The organism is Sorangium sp. So ce117, assembly GCF_051524395.1.
In the GTDB taxonomy this organism is placed as follows: Bacteria; Myxococcota_A; Polyangia; order Polyangiales; family Polyangiaceae; genus Sorangium; species Sorangium cellulosum_B.
The window spans coordinates 3,654,103-3,674,468 of record NZ_CP150309.1; the positions used below are offsets into that span (position 1 = coordinate 3,654,103).

Sequence of the window (20,366 nt, forward strand, 5' to 3'; positions counted from 1 at the left end):
GAGCCAGGCTGTAGCGTAGGAATGAAGCCCCTCCGCCGCCAGGTGTGCGGCCGCGGGATCTCCAGGTTTTTCGCGGGCACGCCGCGCGGGTCGGCGTCGATCAGCGTCGGTCAGCGTCGGTCAGCGTCAGATTCCGAGGTAGCGCGCGATCTCGGCGCGGGCCGGGTCGGAGGCCACGGCGCGCAGGGCGTCGTACCGGCGTTGCCATGCGGCCGCGCTGCCTTCATCTCCACGCCATCGCGCCGCCTCGGCGCGGGCGAAGGCGTAGCGCCGGAGCGAGAAGCGCGAGGCGTCGAGCGCGAGGAAGGCGTCGAGCCACACCTCGGGATCGCCCTCGCCGTCGCCGAGCAGCTGGGCCGACAGCGCGGCGTACGGGACGAGCGCGGGCGGCGCGTCGCCGCGCCGGCGGAGGGCGGCGTAGCGGAGCGCGCGGCGCGCGGGCGGCGGCGCGTCGCGCGCGGCGCTCCAGGTGGAGAGCGCGCGCGAGAGCGCCGGCTGGCCGTCGCGCGCCCAGGGCGCGTCGAGGCTCGCGAAGCCGACCCACGGCCAGGCGGCGTCCTGGTCCGCGGGCAGCTGGGCGGGCGGGCTGCCCTGGCGGAGCGGCGAGTCGCCCGGAGGGAGCGCGAGGGAGAGCCGGGTCCACCGCGATCGCGCGTCGAGCTCGGCGAGCTCCGCGCGGGAAGGCATCGCCTCGCCGGCGGGGTCCACCGCGCGCGCGGCGGCGGCCTCCTCGTCGGCGAGCACGGCCGCGCGCGCGGCGTCGCGCCGGCGCCCGCTCGAGGCGAGGAGCTCGGCTCGCTGCAGGAGCACGGCCGCGCGGAGCGCGGGCGGCGCGGCGGCGAGGTCGACGCGCTCGACGAGATCGAGCGCGCGATCGCGCTCGCCGACGAGGGCCCACGCGCTCGAGTGCGCGAGCGCGCGGGCCGCCTCCGGCGCGAGCTCCGGGGCGAGCGGGCCAAGGCGATCCAGCGCGTCGACCGCCCGGGGTGCGTCGCCTTCGAGCGCGAGCTCGCGGGCGGCGCGCAGCGCGAGCGCGCCCGCGGCGGCGCGCAGCGCGTCGGCCTGGGACGGCGAGAGCTGGGGGGCGGCGGCCAGCTCGGCGGCGCGCGCGGCGGCGCGCGCGCGCAACGACCCGGCGATCGCGGGCCTCGCGAGCCCGCGCTCCGGGAGCCAGTCGAGCGCGCGCAGCGAGCTCGCAGGCAGCCCCGTCGGCGCGCGGGGCTCCGCGCGCGCCGGGGCGCCGTCGAGGCCTGCCTCTCCGGCCGCGGGCTCGTCCCCATCGTCGTCCGGCCGCGCGAGCGCGGCGGCTTCGGCTGCGTCGAGCGCCCCGTCCTCCGCCAGCACGACGGCGAGCAGATCGCCGCGGGCCTCGGGATCGAGCGCGGCCGAGGTGCCGAGCAGGTCGCGGATCGCGCGCGTCGCGCGCTGCGTCGCCTCGGCGGCGTCCTTCCGGGCGGCGGCGATGCGGGCGCGCTGCGCGAGCCGCACCTCCACGGCGTCGGCCACGCCGGCCTCGGGGGCTTCTGGCATCGGCGGAGGCTCCACGCCGGCCCGGGCGGCGCAGGCGACGAGGACGGCGCGGACCTCGCCCCAGTTGCGCGCCATGCCGGCGTAGCGCCTCGATGCCCGGTCGTCCTGGGTGAGCGTCAGGAGCTCGATGCCGCGCTTCGCCTCGGCGCTCGCGCCGAGGCAGAGGATCGCGCCGGTGGTCGTGCGCAGGTCCTCGTCGCGGGGCTCCATCGCCGCGTACCCCTTGGCGATCGCGAGCGCGCGCTGCAGGTCGCCCTCGGTGAGCGCCGCGCGGAGGGTGTGCACGCGCACGTGCCAGTCGGTCCAGCGGTCCGGCTGCGAGAGGAGCGTGCGGCGATCGCCGAGCCTCGCCGCCTCGCGGCCGAGGCTCGGCACGCCGCAGGCGGGCCCGAGCTCATCGAACGTGACGCGCCCGGTCCCGGCGGCGACCGTTGCCTGGGCCGTCACCACCGCCTCGGTCGCGCCGGCGAGCGCCGCGCCATCCGGCCGGCCGATCGCGGCGTCGGTGTAGTCGGCGATCGCCGCGCGCACGCCGAGCTCCTCGGCCAGCGCGCTCGCCGTCCTGTAGGTCCAGGGCAGCCGCGAGGGCAGCGCGAACCAGCGGATCTCGGGCCTGCAGTCGGGCAGCGCCGGGCCGCGCGGCGCCTCGATCGAGGCGAGGCACGCGGCGGCGGTGCGCGTGCCCACGAGGACCGCCGCGACAGGGCCAAGGAGAACGAGCGCGGGCACGGCCACGGCCGCGGCCGCGAGCGCCAGGGCGAGGGGGCGCCGCGCGGGCGAGGCGTCGCGGTGGAGCGGGGAGCTCCCGTCGCGCTCACGGGGCCGTGGGGTGGGCTGCGCGCACACGGGACGGCTTTTAGCCCACGGCACGGCCGAGCGACACTGCCTCCGCGACGCAGCGTGTCCCACGTCCCTGGAGCCGGCGTCACCCGCGGAGCGCGCGCCGTGCGACGTGCGACGTCGGCGCGCTCCTCGCCGCGGAGGCCGGCGCGCGTGGCTAGGGCGCGCTCCGGCCCTCGGCTGCCCCGGCGTCCGGGGCGAGGAGCGCGCCCGCGAGATCCGAGACCGCCGACAGATCCTCGACGCAGGCGACGTCGAGCTCGAGCCCGCGGGCGAGCTGCGGCGCGCTGGCGAGGGCGACCTCGGCGACGGTGAGCTTCCGCCCGGTGAGCTGGTGGAGCGACGTCACGCCGTGGTCCCGGATGCCGCAGGGCACGATCAGCTCGAACGCCTTGAGGTCCACCGCGATGTTGAACGCGAAGCCGTGCATCGTGAGCCATCGCGACAGGCGCACGCCGATCGCGCCGAGCTTCGCGATCTCGCGCGCCCACTCGGCGCCGCCCCACGCCTCCGGGGCGGCGCGATCGACCCAGACGCCGATCATGCCGTCGACCACGCCGCCCTCGACGTGGTGCTCGCGCGCGAGCAGGATCATCACCTCCGCGAGCGAGCGCACGTACCTGCGCACGTCGCAGCGGTCTGGCCTGAGATCGAGCAGCGGGTAACACACGAGCTGGCCGGGGCCGTGGTAGGTGACGTCGCCCCCGCGCCCCGTCGCGACGAGGTCGATGTCGCGCTCGTCCAGCGCGCGGGCGTCGAGGAGCACGTTCTCGGGGTTCGCTCGCGGGCCGAGCGTGATCACGGGATCGTGCTCCAGGAGCAGGATCGTGTCGCCGATCCGCCCCTGCGCGCGCGCCTCGATGAGCTGCTTCTGCAGATCGTGGATCGGGGCATAGCGGCGCCGGCCGATCCACACGGCGCGCGCGCGCCTCGGCCGGGGCGCCTCGACGGCCGTCGCCTGGCCGCTCGCGGGCTGGAGGAGGTCGCGGAGCGAGGTGGTCGGCATGGCTACTCCGGGACCTTCTCGCCCCGCGCCCGCCGCTCCTCGCGGTAGGCCTCGATGTGCGTCGTGAAGGTGGCCGCGACCTCGGGGTCGAACTGCGAGCCCGAGCACCGCTCGATCTCGGTCACCGCGACCTCGTGGGGGAGCGCGCGGCGGTACGAGCGGTCGCTCGTCATGGCGTCGTACGTGTCGGCCACCGAGATGATGCGCGCGATGATCGGGATCTCGTTGCCCCGCATCCGGAGCGGGTAGCCGCGCCCGTCCCAGCGCTCGTGGTGCAGGTGCACGCCGGGTATGAGCGGGTGCAGGAACTTGATCGGGTCGAGGATGTCGCGCCCGTAGGCGGGGTGCCGCTTGAACACCTCGTACTCGTCGTTCGTGAGCTTGCCCGGCTTGTTCAGGTTGAGCACGCACCCGATCTTGCCGATGTCGTGCATGAGCGCGCTCTGCCGGACGATCTCGATCTCGTGCGGGCCGAGGCCGAGCCGCTGCGCCAGCAGCACGGCGTAGACGGCGACCCGATCCGAGTGGCCCGAGGTGTAGCGGTCCATCTTGTCGATCGCCTTGGCGAGGCCCTCGATCGTCTGCTGGAACGTCGCCTGGAGATCCTGGTAAAGGCGCGCGTTCTCGATCGCCGCGGCGGCGCGCGAGCCGATGATGCTGAGCAGCTTGCGCTGCCCCTCGTCGAAGCGCCTCGTCCGCGTGAACGACGCGACGGCGAGGAAGCCCATGAGCCGCTTCTGGATGCGGAGCGGCACGGCGACGAGCGACTGGAGCGGGAGCGCCGGCTCCGCCGCGAAGAACCTGAGCCCCTTCATGCCTTGCTCGAGCAGCTGCGCGTCGGGGCGGAAGTGCTCGAGCACGAGCGCGGGGTCGAGCCGCCCGAGGTCGGCGCCCGCCGGCATGGACGGGCCGCGGAGGTGCTGGCGCTCGAAGAAGCCGCCCTCGCCGTCGTCGAGCCAGGTCGAGATGAGATCGCCGCACACCTCGTGGAGGCAGCTGTCCGCGACGGTCTCCAGCACCTGGTCGAGCGAGAGGCTGGCCGCGATGGCCTCGCTCACCTTGTAGAGCGACACCGCCTCGCGCAGCCGGATGTTCTCGGCGGCCATCCGTTGCTTCTCGATCCCGCGCTGGACGACGTGCACCACCTCGTCCAGCTTGAACGGCTTGAGCACGTAGTCGTAGGCGCCGCGCTTCATCGCGTCGATCGCGGTCTCGACGGTGCCGAAGCCCGTCATGATGACCGTGAGCGCGTTCGGCGCCGTCTTGCCGATCTCGTCCAGCAGCGCGATGCCGCCCATCCGCGGCATCTTGAGATCGCTGATCACGAGATCGTAGTGACCCTTCGTGAGCTCGTTCAGCGCGCTGGAGCCGTCCTCCGCCGTGCGGACGTAGTAGCCCTCCATGCCGAGGAAGTCGGCCAGCATGTCGCGGATCACCTTCTCGTCGTCCACGACGAGGATGCGAGGGCGGTCTTCTGGAAACGTGGACATGCGGCCGGTAAGCCTACCAGATCCGCTCGCAGCGCATCGCACCAAGGTGGGCGGGTCGGGCACAGGAGCGGACCCGCCCCGCCGGGGTGGCCGAGCGCCGGCGCGCGCCGCTCAGTCCTCGTCGCCGGTCGAGATGATGGGGTGCCGGATGGTCCGGGGCGACTCGTCCAGATCCGGGACGCGGATCGAGATGGGCCCGGGGCTGCGGATGGAGGGAGGAGGCGCGGACTCCGCGTCCTCGGGGCGGAGCGGGATCATCCTGCTGCTCGGCGCGGGCTCGTCGCTCGCGGTCGTCAGGACGGGCACGGCGCGCTGCTCGCCGAGGGCGTGCTTCTGCTCGAGGAAGCGCAGGACCGAGGGGCCGGTCGAGCGCTCCAGCGCGGAGCGCAGATCGCCGGGCAGCGTCGACTCGATGATCATCTTCACCCCGGTGCGGGGGTGCTCGATCTCGATGCGCACGAGGTGCACGAACGAGCGATCGAGCCCGTGCTTCTCCTCGAAGTACCGGTTCGTGGGCACGTGGCCGTAGCGCTCGTCGCCGAGGATCGGGTGCCCGATCGCGGCGAGGTGCCGCCGGATCTGGTGCGTGCGCCCGCCGTCCGGGATGACGCGGAGGATCGAGTGGCCCGAGGCGACGGCGAGGCGGCGGTACCGCGTGCGCGCCGTGTAGGTGCGCGTCCCTTCGCGGAGATCGCGGGTGATCGCGCCCTTGCCCGGCGTGACGCCCTTGGCCGCGGCGAGGTAGATGAGGCGCCCCGTCTTCGCGAGCGCCTCGCCCCAGCGCGCGGCCGCCTCCTCGCTCCGCGCGAGCATGACCAGGCCGCTCGTGCCCGGATCCAGCGGGTGCACGATGATGGGCGTCGTCGTGCTGCCCGGGATGCGGGCGCACCGGGCGAGCAGCGAGCCGAGGTACTCCGGCTGCGTGGCCACCGGCTCGTGGGGGCCCTTCTCGACGACCAGCACGCCGTCGTCGTCGTAGATGACCTTCGGCGCGGGCGGGGGCGTCCGGCGGAGGGCGGCGATCGTCTCGATCTCCTCCGTGAGCGGGATCATGTCGAGCGGCGTGAGCTCCGTCGACGAGTACCCGAGGCGGCAGAAGTGATCGAGGTCGCGCGCGAGCGTGTCGGGATCACACGAGACGTAGACGAGCAGCGGCGCGCCGAGGCGCGCGATCGCCTCGCGCGCCGTCGGGGAGACGCCGCGGCGCGGCGGGTTCACCACGATGCCGTCGAACTTCTCCGAGCTGTTGACGAGGGAGCCGACGATCTCCGCGACGTCGCCGGTGCGCACCTCCACGCGCTGGCTGAGGCCCTGGGCCTCGGCCGCGGCGCGGGCGTTCGCCGCCGCGGGCGCGAAGGACTCGACCATCAGGACCCGGTTGCCGCCCTGCGCGAGGGCGAGCGAGATCGCGCCCGAGCCGCCGTACAGATCGAGGATGCGCGGCGGCTCCTTGCGCCGGGAGGCGGGGCCGAGCGCGGCCTCCCCCTCGATGACGGGTCCGTCGTTCTCGAGCGACGCGATCTCGCGGAGCAGGAGGGCGTGCACGCGCGCGGCCTGCGCGCGGTGCGCCTGCACGAACGAGCCGAACGCGGCGATGTGGTAGGTCTGCCCGATCCGGTCCTCCGCGTGCGCGGTGCCGTCGAGCACGGTCGTCTCGGGCCCGAGGATCTGCGGCGCCTCCGCGTCGTGGAAGTTCGCCGCGACGCCGATGACGCGCGGGAGCATCGAGCGGATGGCGCGGCCGGCCTCCCGCAGCTCGTCGCGCGTGCACGCGCGCTCGCGCTGCAGGACGAACGTGACCAGCACGAACGCCGGGTTGTCCTCTGTCGCTCCCACCTCCGCGAAGAGCGGCGTCCCGGGCGCGAGGTGGACCTCGCGCAGATCGAGGGCGCGGAGCACGCCGCCCCTCGCCGGGTCGTACGGGAGGAGCAGCGGCCGGACCTCCGGCGGCGGCGACGCGATCAGCTCGCGCAGCCGCGAGGTGACGGCGGCGAGGGCCGGGGTGAGGACCCGGCAGCCCGGGATGTCGACGACCTCGTGATGTCCCGTGCGGCCGTACAGCCCGATCGCGCCGGAGGGGGCGACGATGAGCTTCGCTCGACCGCGATAGCCGGTGATCGGATCGGCCGGGATGACCGAGCTCGTCTGGAGCAGCCCGAGCGATGGATAGTGCGCGGCTGCGGACACGACCCGAGCACGCTTGGTGCCGAGCTGCTCCGCGTAGTCACCCGCGATGAGCGGACAGCCCGCGCACTCGACCGAGTGCATGCACTCGATCAGCGTGTTCGGGATCTCGCCTGCCTTCAATGTGCGTCGCACGGGCCCGGACAAAACACCGCCGCCCGATCCCTCTGCGCTGGTGCTCTCGCCCAGCCCGTGCGGTCCTTCGATACCTGCGCCGGAAGCCATTCCGGGGGAGCTTACAGGGGCTCTCGGCCAGCGTCGAAGGTGTAAAGCGGAATCCGTCGAGCTTTTCGTCTGCGGCGCTCGGCGCGCCGGGGAGCGCTCTTGGGTCCTGACGAGATCCCGCGCTTTCGCCGGGGTCTGCGGTATCTGCCCGGACGGTGAGCGGTCCAGGCCCCGCTCGCTCCGTCGAGCCAGCCGCCAGGCAACGCAGGGGCCAATGTGGGCGATCCCTCGCGCTGTTCCTTACCTCGGGCCGCGCCGTTCGCGACATCCGCGGTCGTAGCGTCGCAGCGCCCGGTCCGTCCCGCGCGCCTCGCGGGGGCAGTGGTAGACTGAGCGCCTCTTGCGTCTTTCGATCGCTTCTCTCTTCGGCCTCCTGGCTGTGCTGCTCGCCCCTCCGGTGTTCGCCGGACCCGGCGACAAGGAGGCGAACCAGGGCATGAACGCAGCCAGAGGCGGCTTCTGCAAGCGGGCGATCCCGCTGCTCGAGTCCGCCGAGAGCCAGCGGCATCGCCCGAGCTCGGCGGTTCCGCTCGCCGACTGCTACGTCAAGCAGGGCGATCTGCTGAAGGCCAGCGACATCTATCACAAGGTCGCGAGCGAGAAGAAGGCGCCCGGCTACAACGCGCGGGATGTCGCGGCCATCACATCGGCCAAGAAGAAGGCAGCTCAGCTCGATGCGCGCATCCCGACGCTCGTCGTCACGCCGGCGGAGCCGTACGAGGGGCTGGTGGTCGAGATCGACGGCGAGGTGATCAGCGAGCCGTCGGCGCCGCACCGGTTCGATCCGGGCGAGGTGCTGGTGATCGTCGCCAGGGCCGAGGGCCACGAGGAGACGTCGCAGAAGATCACGCTGAAGGAGAAGCAGCGGCGCGAGATCAAGCTCCGCCTCAAGCCGAAGCCCGGGGGGAAGAAGCCGCCGGAGAAGCCTGTCGCGGAGAAGCCGCCGGAGAAGAAGCCGCCGGAGAAGCCTGTCGCGGAGAAGCCGCCGGAGAAGAAGCCGCCGGAGAAGCCTGTCGCGAAGAAGCCGCCGGAGAAGAAGCCACCGAAGAAGCCTGTCGCGAAGAAGCCGGCGGAGAAGAAGCCGCCTCGCGCCGCCGAGAAGCCTGTCGCGAAGAAGCCGGCGGAGAAGAAGCCGCCTCGCGTCGCCGAGAAGCCGGTCGCGAAGAAGCCGCCTCGCGCCGCCGAGAAGCCGGCCGAGGACAAGCCGCGCGTCGCGACGGGCCCCGACGAGAGGCCGAAGCCCGCCGTCGAGATGCCCGAGCCAACGCCGCCCAGCGCGCGCAGGCAGCGCGATGTGTGGCTCGGCGCAGGCTTCCAGGGCTTCTTCATCCCTCAGCTCATGTTCGGGCTCCTCGGGGAAGGCGGGCGGGACGTCCTCGTCCCCGGCGGAGACATCTCGCTGTCCACGCGGCTCGGGCGGCGGTTCGATCTCGTGTTCTCGGTCGCCTACGCGCGCTTCTGGATGGACGAGACGCCGTTCAAGCCGAAGGGACACCCGGACACCGACTACGAGATCGTCGAGAGCGATCTCCAGGCGCTCCAGGCGGGGGTCCGCCTGGTCTGGAACATCCCGCTCGATCGGGACGAGCTGTTCGCCTTCCGCGTCGGGGCCGGCCTTGGCGTGGGCTGGACGTTCATGGGCGACCTCTACCGGACCCAGGCATATCCCGGCGACGCGGTGCCCGGCGACCCGGGCTCCTTCGTGCCGGGGGACCCGTACCGCTATGTGAAATGCCGCGGACCCAACAACCCGGTCGGGAGCTTCCGGTACTGCAACCAGCTCGATTACGACGCGGATCACTACCCTGGCTACGTCGAGCCGAGCTGGTTCACCCGTCCCAAGGGGCGGCCTCAAGGCCTGCGGCCGCTCGTCTATCCGTGGCTCGTCCTGCCCGAGATCGGGCTCGCGCTTCGCCCGTGGGACCGCGTCGCGTTCGACCTCCGGGTCGGCGCCTCCGTGACGGGCCTGCTCGGAGGGCTCGGCATCCGCTTCGCCCTGTGATGCACCTCGCCCCGCGGGCCGCGCGGCTCAGCGAGCGAGCTTCACGGCGCGGCCGAGCTTCCGGGACAGCACGGCCTCGACCGTGCTCCAGAGCTCTTCGCCCGACTTCTGGGCCACCCAGCGGTCCTCGGACGGCCGGTAGTCGAAGTGCCACGCGGCCCGCTCGGCGGCCATCCAGATCTGCCGCGCCGCGCGGTGGCTGTTGACGACGTACTTGATGCCGTCCTCGAACTCCAGGGTGAGGATGCCGCTCTGCAGGTCGGCCTCGACGCCGTCGGGGATCTCGTTGATCGCTCGATCCAGCGCGCGCAGCGACCGATCGGCCACGTCGTCGAACTCTCGCTCCGATAGGGGCTCTCCGCTCATGCCGATCCGCTTACAACGGCGCGCGCCGAGGCGGTATGGGGAAGCGCCGGCGCCCCCTCACTCCCAGGGGACCGTGTAGAGCTTCACGTTGGTCATCGCCTTCATCGCCTCGACGATGCCCTCCTTGACCCCGATGCCGCTGTCCTTGATTCCCCCGAACGGCGACAGCTCGGACCGATACCCCGGCACCTCGCGCACGTTCACCGTGCCGCAGCGGAGCTCCCGCACGAGCCTGTGGACGCGCCGCAGGTCGTTCGTGCAGACCCCGGCGGAGAGGCCGTAGCTCGTCCCGTTCGCCACAGCGATCGCCTCGTCGATGTCCCTCACCCGCAGGATGGGCGCGTGCGGGCCGAAGGTCTCGTGCTGCACGGAGGGGGCGTCCCGCGGGACATGATCCATCACGGTGGGGCCGTACAGGGCCCCGCGGCGCTCGTTCCCGAACAGCAGCCGGGCGCCGCGCGCGAGCGTGTCTTCGGCCGCCGCCTCGAGCTGCCGCGCCGCGGCCTCGGAGATCACCGTCCCCATGTCGGTCGCCGGATCGAGCGGATCGCCCACCTTGATCTGCGCCGACGCGGCGGCGAGGCGGCCGGCGAGCTCGTCGGCGACGCGCTCGCTTACGATGAGCCGCTTCACCGCCGTGCAGCGCTGCCCCGAGTTCCTGTAACAGCCGTACGTCGCGAGCCGCACGGCCTCGTCGAGATCCGCGTCGTCGAGCACGATGAGCGGGTCGTTGCCGCCGAGCTCGAGCACCGCGCGCCGGTAGCCGAGCAGGCCGGCGATGCGCTTGCCGATCTCGACCCCGCCGGTGAAGCTCACGAGCTCCACGGCGGGGTGGGTCACGAGCGCGCGCCCGATCTCCGCCGGATCGCCGGTCACGACGCTGAGCATGCCGGGCGGCAGGCCCGACTCGTGCAGCACGGACGCGAGGTAGATCGCGGAGAGGGGCGTCTTCTCCGACGGCTTGAGCACCATGGAGCTGCCGCTCGCGACGCTCGGCGCGACCTTGTGGGCGACCTGGTTGAGCGGGTGGTTGAACGGGGTGATCGCCGTCACCAGGCGGAGCGGCTCGCGCAGCGTGTACCCCCGCCGGGGCTTGCCGTTCGCCGAGATGTCGAACGCGAGGCACTGGCCGTCATCGCGGAGCGCCTCGTACGCGGAGAAGCGGAGCACGTCGAGCGCGCGCCGCACCTCGTAGGCCGTGTCCTTGAGGCAGAGCCCGCTCTCCCACGTGATGAGCCGCGCCACCGCCCCCGCCTGCGCCTCGATGTGCGCCGCGGCGCGGAGCAGGATCTCGCTCCGCTCGTGGCGAGAGAGCCGCGGCGGGCCGGAGGACACGCTCGCGAGCGCCTCGAGCACCGCCCCCTCGTCGAGCCTCGGCACGCTGCCGATCACCTCGCCCGTGAACGGGTAGCGCACGAGGATGACCTCGTCCCGGCTCACCGGTCTTCCCCCGATCAGGCACGGAAAATGGAACGCTGGTCGATCGATTGAGAGCATCGAGCCCATCCCTGTCCCCCCTTCAGGCGCTCGATCGTTGGCGCTAGGCCACGGCGGTCGAGAGTCGGTTGAGCACCAGATCGAAGACGTCCGCGTTCGACAGCGCGCTCGGCCGGCCGTGCGCGGCGCCCGCGTCCGCCTTGGCCGCTTCCGCGCCGAGGAGCCAGGCGCGCTCCCCGGGCCGGAGCGGGTGGCTCGCGAGGATCGGCACCTCCGCCTCGTGCAGGCCGCCGTGGGACCTGAGCCCGCGCTGCACGGCGGAGAGGTCGTGGTAGGCCGCGCTCTTGCCGAGCACCGTGCTCCGATCGCCGAGGACCACGAGGTCGCCGATCCGATCCGGCGGCAGCGCGAAGCGCCGCGCGGCCTCCTCCCGGGTCAGGACGAGCTCCACGCCCGGGAGCTGCTGGAGGACGTGAGCGGCGCGCGCGCCGTCGTCGGGCGCGCCGAGGTACACGGTCGCGTACGACCCGAGCGCGCCGTGGTGCACGACGTACGGGTCGGTGATCGGCAGGAGCACGCGGAAGCCCGAGAGGCCGGCCTCGCGCAGCGCGTCGTCCAGGTAGCGCACGTTCGGCGAGCCGTCCTGCGCGGTCTTGTCGTTCATGCCGTGATCCGCGGTGATGCCGCAGACGAAGCCGGCGTCGAGGTACTCGCCGAAGAGGGCGTCGAAGCGGGCATAGAACCGATCCGACATCGGCTCGCGCGGCGGCTCCTTGTGCTGCACGTAGTCGGTCAGCGACACGTAGAGCAGCGTGGCCGAGAGCCGCTCGTGCAGCGCGAGGCCCATCTCCATGGCGTAGTGGGAGATGTCCCAGTCGTAGATCGACGGGTTCTCGCGGCCGACCGCGGCGGTGATCGAGCCGATCCCGTGCTCCGGGATCGCCTGCTCGTGCGCCTTCTCCGCCGACAGCGAGATCGGGCGAGGGCCCCCCTCGCGGCAGGCGCCGAGGAGCGCGCGGAGCTTGTCCTTGGCCGTGACGCAGAGGGTCCTGACGCCCGCCTGCTCCATCTTCTCGAAGAGCGTCGGGACGCGCAGGAACCGAGGATCGTTCATCGGCACCTCCTCCCCCGTGGCGGCGTCGAGGTAATAGTTGCCCGAGATGCCGTGCACGCGCGCCGGCTGGCCGGTGACGATCGACACGTTGTTCGGGTTCGTGAAGCTCGGGACCTGGCCTCGGCCGCGCACGTACAGGCCGCCGGCGGCGAGCGTGCCCGCGAGCCGCGGCATCAGCCCGTCCGCGAGCGCCTGGTCGAGGTACTCCGGCCCGCACCCGTCGACGCAGAACACCACCGTCTTGCGCGCGGGCAGCGCATAGCGCCGGTCGCCGAGTTCGATCATGCCGAACGCTGACACGCGGCGCGCGGGCCGAGAAGGGCCGTCGCTGCGCCGCCACGGCGCTCCTCCGCCTCGAACGGCGGGCCGGCGATCGTCAGTAGCCCGGCCAGGGATCGGCCGGCTTCGGAGGCGCCGGGACCGGCCGCTTGAAGCACATCACGCCGGCGTCGAGCGCCACGAGCTCCCAGCCGCCCTCGCCCCGCGCCTTCGCGATGGCGCGGGCCTCGTCCACGCCGTGCGCCTGCTCGCAGTCCTGCTCCCACCGCGGCGCGGGGACGCTCGGCGTGAGCCCCTGGGCGCGCACCCGCCCCGCCGCGAGCGCGACGGCCGCGCCCAGCACCAGACCGCCCAGCACGAGCACGACCCTCTTATCCATGGCGTCAGGGACATGGTGGTCCGCGCCGGGCAGGACCGTCAAGCGACGCACCGAGGACGTTCGGCACGCCCGGCAGGATTCGAACCTGCGACCCGCGGCTTAGAAGGCCGCTGCTCTATCCAGCTGAGCTACGGGCGCTTGGACGACAAGCGCATCTCTCGTACTGCATCGCGGACGCGGAATCGAGCGTTACAAGCGTTACGAGCGTTACAAGCGCACCGGTGCCGTGGGCGCGGGGAGCGCCCCGGCGAGGTCCGCTCAGGTCGACGCGGCCAGGCGGCGGACCTGCTCGCTGGTCCGGCCGTAACGCCGCTGTCGCCGGCAGTAGGTCGCGACCGCCTCGTCGAAGGTCGCCTCGGTGAAATCGGGCCAGAGCGTGTCGGTGAAGAACAGCTCCGCGTACGCGGCCTCGAAGAGCAGGAAGTCGCTGAGGCGCTTCTCGCCGCCGGTGCGGATGATGAGATCGGGATCCGGCATCGAGCTGGTCGTCAGGAAGTTCCGGAGCGACTTCTCGTTGATCTCCTCCGGGATGACCAGCCCGGCCCGCGCGCGGACCGCGAGCGCGCGCATGGCGTTCGCCATGTCGCGGCGACCGCCGTAGCTCAGCGCGAGCGCCAGGGTCATCTCGGTGCCCCCGGCGGTGTCCTCCACGAGCTTCTCCATCGCGCGCCGCGTCGGCGTCGGGATGTCCTCGAGGTCGCCGACCACCTGGACCGCGATCCCTCGACGGATCAGCTCGTCGTGCTCCCCCTCGGCGAACTCCTGGCAGATGCGCATCAGCGCGTCGATCTCGTCCTTGGGCCTCGACCAGTTCGCCACGCTGAACGCGTAGAGCGTGAGGTACGGGATGCCGCGATCGCGGCAGGTGCGCACCGAGAGGCGCACGGCCTGCGCTCCGTGCTGGTGCCCCTGCATGCGAGGGAGCCCCCGCGCCGCCGCCCAGCGGCCATTGCCATCGAGGATGATCGCGACGTGCTTGGGGAGATTGCTGGACGTCATGGGCTTTCCTGGGTGGGGACGACGAAAGACTCTGCGCCGAGCATGGGCGCGGTGGGGGGGCCGACGGTGATGCGATTGTGGAGGTTCTGTGGAGGATGGCGCGGGAGAGCTCAAGGCGCTCTGCTCGCCGACGGGTGCGCGAGCTCTTTGGCACGCGCCCGCTCGCCCGCCGACCACCGCAGCGCCTTCGCACCACCGATCCGGTGCGCTGTCAAACCGAGGAAACCTCCCGGAAACCAAGAGGGTCGCCGTGGAAGGGCGGCATGGCGAGAGAGCTCATCCTTTCACAGGATCAGGCCCCCGGCAGCGAGAGCTTGAACTCGACCTCGGGCGGCCCGCGGTGGGTGCACTCGGCCGAGCCGCTGTGGGCCTCGGCGATCGCCTTGACGATCGCGAGGCCCAGGCCGGTGCCGCCCCGGTCGGCGCGGGTCGTCACGAAACGGCGGAAAAGGCGGCCCGCGACGTGCCGCCCGATCTCGCCGCGGTTGCGGATCGAGATCGCGACCTGTCCGCCCATGCGAGACACGGCGATCTGGACGGGGGCCGCGGCGCCGCCGTGCGTGTGCGCGTTGTCGAGCAGGTTGTCGAGGGCGCGCGAGAGCCACTGCTCGTCGCCGCGCACCGTCGCCGAGCTCGGCGCGTCGAGCTCGACGCGGCTGCCGCGCTCTCGCGCCCGCGCCGCGGCGGCCTCTGCGATCGCGACCAGGTCGACCACCGCGGCGTGCTCCACGCCGCGCGCCTCGAGGCGCGCGAGCGACAGCAGCTCCCCGAGGAGCGCCTCGATCCGCGTGGTCGCCTCGCGGATGCGCGCGACGAAGCGGGCGGCCTCCTCGGCGTCGTCGAGCGCGCCCTCGGAGAGCACCTCGGCGCTCGCGCGGATCGCGGCGACGGGGTTCTTGAGCTCGTGCGAGAGATCCGCGGCGAACGTCTCGACGAAGGGGCGGCCCTCGATCTGGCGCCGCATCGAGTCGATGGCGCGCGTCAGCCGTTGGACCTCGCGGCCCTGCGCCGGCGGCGTCGCCGCGCGCACCTCGCCCTCGCTCACGCGCACCGCGAACTCGGTGAGCGCCTCGATCGGCGTCGCGATGGTGCGGCCGATCAGGAACGACGAGATCGCCGCCGCGGCGCCGAGCACCGTGCTGAGCACGAGGATCGGCGGGGCGAAGTCGGCGACCATCCGCTGCACCACGATGGTCGGCTTCACGACCTGCACGCTGCCGACGCGCTGGCCGCGGACCTGGATGGGCGCGGTCACGAAGACGGTCCCGGGCTCGCCCGGCGAGGCGCCGCGCGCCCGGAGCACGCGGCCCTCGGGATCGAGCAGCGCGATGCTCTGGGCGGTCGGGCCCTCGGCCTCGCCGTCGAGCGCGCGCACCGCCGCGAGATCGACGCCGCGCACCTCCATCTCCATCGCGGCCACGGCGGCGAACGCGGCCGCCTCGTCGCGCGCGCTGCCCTCGGCGAGCAGGGTCGCGCGCGCCTCGATGCGATCGATGACGAGCAGCCCGAGCCCGAACGCGAACGCGCCGACGATGCCGCCGAGCGCGATGAAGATCTGCATCCGGATGCTCATCCCCGCCGTCCGGGCGCGGACGAGGCGGGAGGCGAACAGCGCGACGAGCAGGATGAGCGAGACCGCCGCCGCCGCGGTGACGACGAGGCGCAGCATGCGTCAGCCGCCGCCTTCCGCGGGGCCCGGCTTGTCCGCGACGCGGTAGCCGACGCCGCGCACCGTCTCGATGAGGTCGGCGTCGCCGCCGGCCTCGACGACCTTCTTCCGGAGCCCCTTCACGTGCGAGTCGATGGTCCGGTCGGTGATCGCGAACCCGTCGCCCCAGACGCGATCGATGAGCTGCGCGCGCGTGAAGACCCTGCCCGGCGCGGCGAGCATGCAGGCGAGCAGATCGAACTCGACGCGGGTGAGGTCGACCTTCTGGCCGCTCACGTACGCGCGCCGCGTGGCCTCGTCGACCACGAGCGGCAGCGGCGCCGGCGCGCCGGCGGACGGCGAGGGCCGCGCGGCGCGGCGCAGGACGGCCCGCACCCGCGCCACGATCTCCCGGGGGGAGAACGGCTTGGTCACGTAGTCGTCGGCGCCGGTCTCGAGCGCGGCGACGCGATCGGCCTCGCTGTCGCGGCTCGACAGGACGATGATCGCGGCGCGCGCCGCGCTCCGCCGGGCCTGGCCGATCAGGTCGAAGCCGCTGCCGTCGGGGAGCATGAGATCGAGGATGATGAGGTCGGCCTTGTCGATCTCCCGCTCCGCGGCCGCGAGCGTGGTGGCGACGGTGGCCGCGAACCCGTCGCGGCGCAGGAAGTAGGCGATCGACTCGGCGATGGCCGGCTCATCCTCGACGACCAGGACCTTGGCCATGGTCGGGGAGCCTAGAACGGCGCGGCGGACGCGTCGACAGGGCTGGCCGGCGGGGCTGGTCAGCGGGCCTGGCCGGCCCCGCCCCTGCGGGGGCTCGCGGGCGTCGCGATCGCCGCGTTCGTGCGCGCTCAGGCGCGCGGGACCGCCGCGTTGACGAGCTCGCGCACGACGCCGAGCAGCCGCTCGTAGTGCTCCGGGATGGGCCGCAGGCCGGCGCAGTGGACCACGAGGCCGCCAGCGCGGAGCTCGAGGTGCCCCTGGAAACCGCGGCGGGCGAGGAGCTTGCGCAGCCGCGGATGGAACGCGCCTGCGGCCTCGCGCTGGGAGGCAGCGAAGGTCGTCACGTGGGCGTCCCAGAGCGCATCGTCGAGGGTGACCCGGGGCGGGGGAGCGCTCTCGATGAAGGCGACGCGCGTCAGGAAATGCTCGCCGACGCGCATCGAGGCGCGGCGCTGGAGCGCCGGGTGCGCCGCGAAGCCGAGCAGCGTCCGCTCGAGGGGCTCGGCTTCGCCCTCGGCGTACCAGGGCTCGGCGATCACCGCGTGCCCGGGGTTCGCCGTCCACGTGCACGCGGAGAGGTACGCGGAGGGCGGCGCGATCGTGTCGTAGGGCTCCCAGCGGCGGAACCAGGCCTCGTCAGGGCGCGCGGTGAAGGCGAGGCCGCGCCGGGCAGCCCACGCCTCGATGTGCTCGTCGGATCCCAGCGGAGGCGGCATGGATGGCGAGGTTAGTCGGCGCGGCGTCGCCTCGGAAGCCTCCGGCGCGATGCGACCGCGAGCGCCCCGGCGCAGAGCGAGAGCCAGGACGCCGCACCCGCGGCCGCGCCGTTCCCGGGCGCGTCGCAGGAGCATCGGCCGTAGATGCCGACCGTCGTCTCGTCGTCGTGGTCGTCGTCGTGGTCGTCGTCGTGGCCCAGCGGGGCTCCAGCGCCTCCGTGGCCTGCGGTCGTGATGGGCGCGCCGCCGGCGTCACCGGCGTCGCCGCCGCTCCCGCCTGCGCCGCCGCGGCCGCCCGTGCCGCCGCCTTCACCGCCGCTCCCGCCTTCACCGCCGCCGCTGCCTGCGCCGCCGCTCCCGCCTGCGCCGCCGCCGCCCGTCTCGCCGCCGCCGTCCGCGCAGCGCGTGAGATGGAGGGGACGTTTGCGCGTGCAGTCCGTCGGCGACGCGCAGCGGGGATCGGAGAGCGCGGGCGGCGCGCCTGTGCCGCCGATCTCGCCCAGGTCAGGGTAGGCGGCCTCGGTCCTCTCCCAGCGCCCCCCGGTGTGCTCCATCCAGCCGAACACCCGCTCCTGGTACGGAACGGCGCCGCCGATCGCCGGGTCGTAGACGCCGCGGCCCGCGTCGTAGTTGGGGTTGTTCGGGTTGTTGACGTACGCGAGCCCGTTGTAGGCCCAGACGGCGCTGTACCAGTGCTCGATGAACGCGGGTTGCCGGTCGCCGACACAGCGCGTGGCCCTCCACTTCGAGGCCAGGATCTGGGTGCCGGTGGCCGCGTTGTAGGTCGGCTCCGCGGCCACGCGGCGCGGATCGAAATCCGGGCTGTCGCCGCGCCGCATGCCGCTCGTGATCTGCGAGGCGCCGTAGCCGCAGTCGAAGGAGATGATCGTCCGCGAGCTCTCCCCCGCCTGATCCATGGGCCGGTCCGGCGCGCAGAACTGCTGCCACCCCGACTCCTGCATGGCGATCGCCTTCAGCAGCTCGCAGGGGAACGTGGCGGGAACGTCGCGCCGCGCCTCGGGCAGATCGCAGCCCTGACCGAGGTGGAAGGCCGGCGGTCCGGCGTCGCCCCAGGCCTCGGGGCCCCGCGAGACGCGGTCGAAGATGGCGTTCCACTCCGCGACGGAGGGGTTGATCCCGGGCACGGCCTCGATCGCGCAGCCGCGATCGTTGTACGCGCTCGACGCGGTGAAGCAGGGGCAGTACGCGGCGCGCGCGGCCGGCGCTACCAGCGCGGCCGCGGAGAGCGCCGCCGGGATCAGGAGAAGGCGGCCCGTCACGGCTCCTCCTTCGCGGCGGTGAAGCCGGCGACCGCGATGCGCGCTCCGGGTGGCGCAGGGATCGCGGCGACCTCGCCGCTCTCCACCCGGATCGCGAAGGGGACGGCGAACGCGGACGGGTTCGTGTGCAGCGCCGCCACCCACGCCCCGTCCTGCGAGACGGCCTGGATGGCGTCGATGCCGGGGCCGAGCGGGCTGCGGACCGCGGCGCGCGCGCCGACGACGAACAAGCCGGTGGCGCGCTCGGGCGTGTACGCGATCCCGCCGCCCGGCCAGGCGTAGGGGGCGAGGGCGTGGCTCGCGCTCGCCTCGAGCCGGGTGCGCTTGCCCCGGGCGAGATCGAGCCGATCGATGACCCACAGGCCAGGGTCGGTCTCGTGCCGCTCCTGGAACACGAGCGCGCCCGCCGCGGCGTCGATCGAGAAATCGCGCGCGAACGGCGGGATCGACGGGGCGATCACCCGCGTCGCGCCGGAGTCGGGGTCCACGAGGACGATGTCGGCCGACGCCGGGGAGACGCGGTAGAGGACGAGCTCGCCGTTCCACGCGCCGGCGAGGAAGGCGAGGTGGCCGGTGTGTCGGTGCACGGCGCGGATCGCGCCGGTGGCGAGGTCGACCTCGTCGATGGTGAGCGCGTCGACCCGGAGCTGCGCGGGCTCGTTGTCGGGCTGCGGCTCCGGGCCGGCGACGCCGCGCGAGACGAAGACGCGCCCCTCGGCGGTGACGAGCGGGCGGCTCGCGTGGACCACGCCGTCGCAGAGCGCGACGGGCTCTGCGCCCGGCTGGATCCGGAAGAGGCTCGCGTTGAACGAGCGGTCGCTGGACGGGCTCGTCTCGGCGGTCGCGACCACGAGCCGCGTTCGCGGGACGACGCGGGCGCGGACCACGGCGTCGCTCAGGTGCCGGAGCGTGGCGAGCGCGGGACCGGCCTTGGCTCCGCCGATCGGCGCGACGTGGAGCGTGGTCCGGGCCGCCCCTGGAGGCGTCGCGAGGATCGCGACGCTGGGTGGCGCCGAGGAATCGGCGGGCGCCGCGACGGCCGTGGGCACGAGCAGACGGCCGACCCGTGAGATCGCGGGCGCAGGGGCGTCGCCATCGGCGAGCACCGCCGTCATCGTACCCGTGAGCGCGGCGAGCAGCGCGCAGGGGAGCGCGATCCTGTGCAGACGGCGCCGTGTCAGGGGCGAGCAGGCGTAGGAGCTGAGACGCACGACAGGAGAGTAGACGATGCGCCGGTGAGCGCTCGCTCGCGAGGCGGCGCTCGCTTGCCAGCCTCTGCCGCCCCGCCGTCCCGTGCGGCCGGGGCGCCCGACGACGTCGCCGTCGAGCGGGTCGCCGGGAAGCCGGCCCTCAGAAGCGGCCGGCCATGCCGAGCCCGGCCGCGCCCGGTCCAGCGACCGGGGTCAGCTGGATCTTGCTGGGCCAGGGCTGGTTGAACCCGAGCTCCCAGATGAGGCCACCGGCGACGCCGGCGGCGCCCAACCCGAGCAGCACGCCGCCGACCGTCGCGTGCGTGCGCCCCTGATTGCCCCGCTCGGCCACCTTTTCCGTGCAGCCCTTGCGCGACGGGCAACGGTCCTCGGCGGCGCCGATGTCCGCGAAGCCGCTCGAGGTCAAGATCCCGCCGACCAGCAGCGTGACGACCCCGGCGCCCGTCGCGACCCACGGCGAATAGCCGTAAGGAGGCTGCGGCGGAGGCTCCTCCTTGGGGCGCTCCGGGATCGCCGAGGCGGTGGGGGCCGTCGGGAGCACCGCCGGCGCCGACGCGGACGCGCTCGCGCTCGCGCTCGGCGCCGGCCGGAGGGCGTTCTTGAGGTTCTGGATCTTGTCCTGGATCGTCTGCGCGTCGCTCGCGTCCGGCGTGCGGGCCAGGTAGGTCTCCAGCGCCGTGACCGCCTCGGCCCGCTCGCCCTTCTTCTCGTAGGCGTTGGCGATGTTGATCAGCACGCCGTGCGCCGAGCAGTCGAGCTGGTAAGCGTCCTTCCAGTACTGGATGGCGCGATCGTAGTCAGCGCGCTCGTAGAACTGGGTGGCGGCCTTGTGCGCCCCCTTGGCGCCTTCCAGGTCGGCGGGGGTCGCCGTGCGGTAGCACTCGGGGTATTCGATGGCCGGATCTCCTGCTAAGGCCAACCCCGCGGCGAGGAA

Annotated in this window: 16 protein-coding genes and 1 tRNA gene; 1 reads left to right on the top strand and 16 read right to left on the bottom strand. The window is 73.5% G+C overall.

The window, feature by feature from the left end:
- Positions 1-126: 126 nt before the first annotated feature.
- The 4 genes from WMF46_RS13780 to WMF46_RS13795 form a co-directional block, all read right to left on the bottom strand.
- On the bottom strand, positions 127-2,376 hold the full coding sequence (locus WMF46_RS13780; protein WP_437986034.1) for a hypothetical protein: 2,250 nt from the start codon (positions 2,374-2,376) through the stop codon (positions 127-129).
- A gap of 151 nt (positions 2,377-2,527) precedes the next feature.
- Positions 2,528-3,376, bottom strand: coding sequence for a lipoyl(octanoyl) transferase LipB (gene lipB / locus WMF46_RS13785; protein ID WP_437986035.1), 849 nt, complete (start codon positions 3,374-3,376; stop codon positions 2,528-2,530).
- Positions 3,377-3,378: 2 nt separating this feature from the next.
- The gene (locus WMF46_RS13790) at positions 3,379-4,866 is read right to left on the bottom strand and encodes an HD domain-containing phosphohydrolase (protein WP_437299587.1); all 1,488 of its coding nucleotides are present in this window, start codon (positions 4,864-4,866) and stop codon (positions 3,379-3,381) included.
- Positions 4,867-4,977: 111 nt separating this feature from the next.
- On the bottom strand, positions 4,978-7,185 hold the full coding sequence (locus WMF46_RS13795) for a pseudouridine synthase (RefSeq protein WP_437986036.1): 2,208 nt from the start codon (positions 7,183-7,185) through the stop codon (positions 4,978-4,980).
- Positions 7,186-7,615: 430 nt separating this feature from the next.
- Between WMF46_RS13795 and WMF46_RS13800 the strand changes: the two genes are divergently transcribed.
- Complete coding sequence (locus WMF46_RS13800) at positions 7,616-9,277, top strand: hypothetical protein (protein ID WP_437986037.1); 1,662 nt, start codon at positions 7,616-7,618, stop codon at positions 9,275-9,277.
- Positions 9,278-9,304: 27 nt separating this feature from the next.
- Here the strand turns inward: WMF46_RS13800 and cyaY are convergent, their stop codons facing one another.
- From cyaY to WMF46_RS13860, 12 genes are all read right to left on the bottom strand, one after another.
- Positions 9,305-9,643, bottom strand: a complete 339-nt coding sequence (gene cyaY / locus WMF46_RS13805) for an iron donor protein CyaY (protein ID WP_437986038.1) — start codon at positions 9,641-9,643, stop codon at positions 9,305-9,307.
- Between the two features lie 57 nt (positions 9,644-9,700).
- Entirely contained in the window at positions 9,701-11,140 is a 1,440-nt protein-coding gene (gene phnY, locus WMF46_RS13810) for a phosphonoacetaldehyde dehydrogenase (RefSeq protein WP_437986039.1), read from the bottom strand.
- Positions 11,141-11,183: 43 nt separating this feature from the next.
- Positions 11,184-12,479: a phosphonoacetate hydrolase gene (phnA, locus tag WMF46_RS13815; RefSeq protein ID WP_437986040.1), complete on the bottom strand. Its 1,296-nt coding sequence runs from the start codon at positions 12,477-12,479 to the stop codon at positions 11,184-11,186.
- Positions 12,480-12,570: 91 nt separating this feature from the next.
- Entirely contained in the window at positions 12,571-12,852 is a 282-nt protein-coding gene (locus WMF46_RS13820) for a hypothetical protein (protein ID WP_012235184.1), read from the bottom strand.
- 64 nt (positions 12,853-12,916) lie between these two features.
- Positions 12,917-12,990 (bottom strand) — tRNA-Arg (locus WMF46_RS13825).
- A gap of 120 nt (positions 12,991-13,110) precedes the next feature.
- Positions 13,111-13,851, bottom strand: coding sequence for a polyprenyl diphosphate synthase (gene uppS, locus WMF46_RS13830; protein ID WP_437986041.1), 741 nt, complete (start codon positions 13,849-13,851; stop codon positions 13,111-13,113).
- A gap of 292 nt (positions 13,852-14,143) precedes the next feature.
- Positions 14,144-15,520 (bottom strand): histidine kinase dimerization/phospho-acceptor domain-containing protein, encoded by a 1,377-nt coding sequence (locus WMF46_RS13835; protein WP_437986042.1) that lies wholly within the window; start codon positions 15,518-15,520, stop codon positions 14,144-14,146.
- Positions 15,521-15,523: 3 nt separating this feature from the next.
- Entirely contained in the window at positions 15,524-16,225 is a 702-nt protein-coding gene (locus WMF46_RS13840) for a winged helix-turn-helix domain-containing protein (protein ID WP_437986043.1), read from the bottom strand.
- 128 nt (positions 16,226-16,353) lie between these two features.
- Positions 16,354-16,941 (bottom strand): hypothetical protein, encoded by a 588-nt coding sequence (locus WMF46_RS13845; RefSeq protein ID WP_437986044.1) that lies wholly within the window; start codon positions 16,939-16,941, stop codon positions 16,354-16,356.
- An 11-nt stretch (positions 16,942-16,952) separates the two neighbouring features.
- Positions 16,953-18,221 carry a hypothetical protein gene (locus tag WMF46_RS13850; protein ID WP_437986045.1) on the bottom strand — a complete coding sequence of 423 codons (1,269 nt, stop codon included), beginning with the start codon at positions 18,219-18,221 and terminating at the stop codon, positions 16,953-16,955.
- Positions 18,218-19,432 (bottom strand): hypothetical protein, encoded by a 1,215-nt coding sequence (locus WMF46_RS13855; RefSeq protein WP_437986046.1) that lies wholly within the window; start codon positions 19,430-19,432, stop codon positions 18,218-18,220. Before WMF46_RS13855 ends, WMF46_RS13850 begins: the two co-directional genes overlap by 4 nt.
- Positions 19,433-19,571: 139 nt before the next feature.
- On the bottom strand, positions 19,572-20,351 hold the full coding sequence (locus WMF46_RS13860) for a tetratricopeptide repeat protein (protein WP_437977850.1): 780 nt from the start codon (positions 20,349-20,351) through the stop codon (positions 19,572-19,574).
- Positions 20,352-20,366 lie beyond the last annotated feature (15 nt).

What these genes read in the sequence shown, in the direction of transcription:
- lipB (WP_437986035.1), bottom strand. Translation starts at nt 3,376, where the DNA reads ATGCCGACCACCTCGCTCCGCGACCTCCTCCAGCCCGCGAGCGGCCAG.
- WMF46_RS13790 (WP_437299587.1), bottom strand. Translation starts at nt 4,866, where the DNA reads ATGTCCACGTTTCCAGAAGACCGCCCTCGCATCCTCGTCGTGGACGAC.
- cyaY (WP_437986038.1), bottom strand. Translation starts at nt 9,643, where the DNA reads ATGAGCGGAGAGCCCCTATCGGAGCGAGAGTTCGACGACGTGGCCGAT.
- phnY (WP_437986039.1), bottom strand. Translation starts at nt 11,140, where the DNA reads ATGCTCTCAATCGATCGACCAGCGTTCCATTTTCCGTGCCTGATCGGG.
- phnA (WP_437986040.1), bottom strand. Translation starts at nt 12,479, where the DNA reads ATGATCGAACTCGGCGACCGGCGCTATGCGCTGCCCGCGCGCAAGACG.
- WMF46_RS13820 (WP_012235184.1), bottom strand. Translation starts at nt 12,852, where the DNA reads ATGGATAAGAGGGTCGTGCTCGTGCTGGGCGGTCTGGTGCTGGGCGCG.
- uppS (WP_437986041.1), bottom strand. Translation starts at nt 13,851, where the DNA reads ATGACGTCCAGCAATCTCCCCAAGCACGTCGCGATCATCCTCGATGGC.
- WMF46_RS13835 (WP_437986042.1), bottom strand. Translation starts at nt 15,520, where the DNA reads ATGCTGCGCCTCGTCGTCACCGCGGCGGCGGCGGTCTCGCTCATCCTG.
- WMF46_RS13840 (WP_437986043.1), bottom strand. Translation starts at nt 16,225, where the DNA reads ATGGCCAAGGTCCTGGTCGTCGAGGATGAGCCGGCCATCGCCGAGTCG.
- WMF46_RS13845 (WP_437986044.1), bottom strand. Translation starts at nt 16,941, where the DNA reads ATGCCGCCTCCGCTGGGATCCGACGAGCACATCGAGGCGTGGGCTGCC.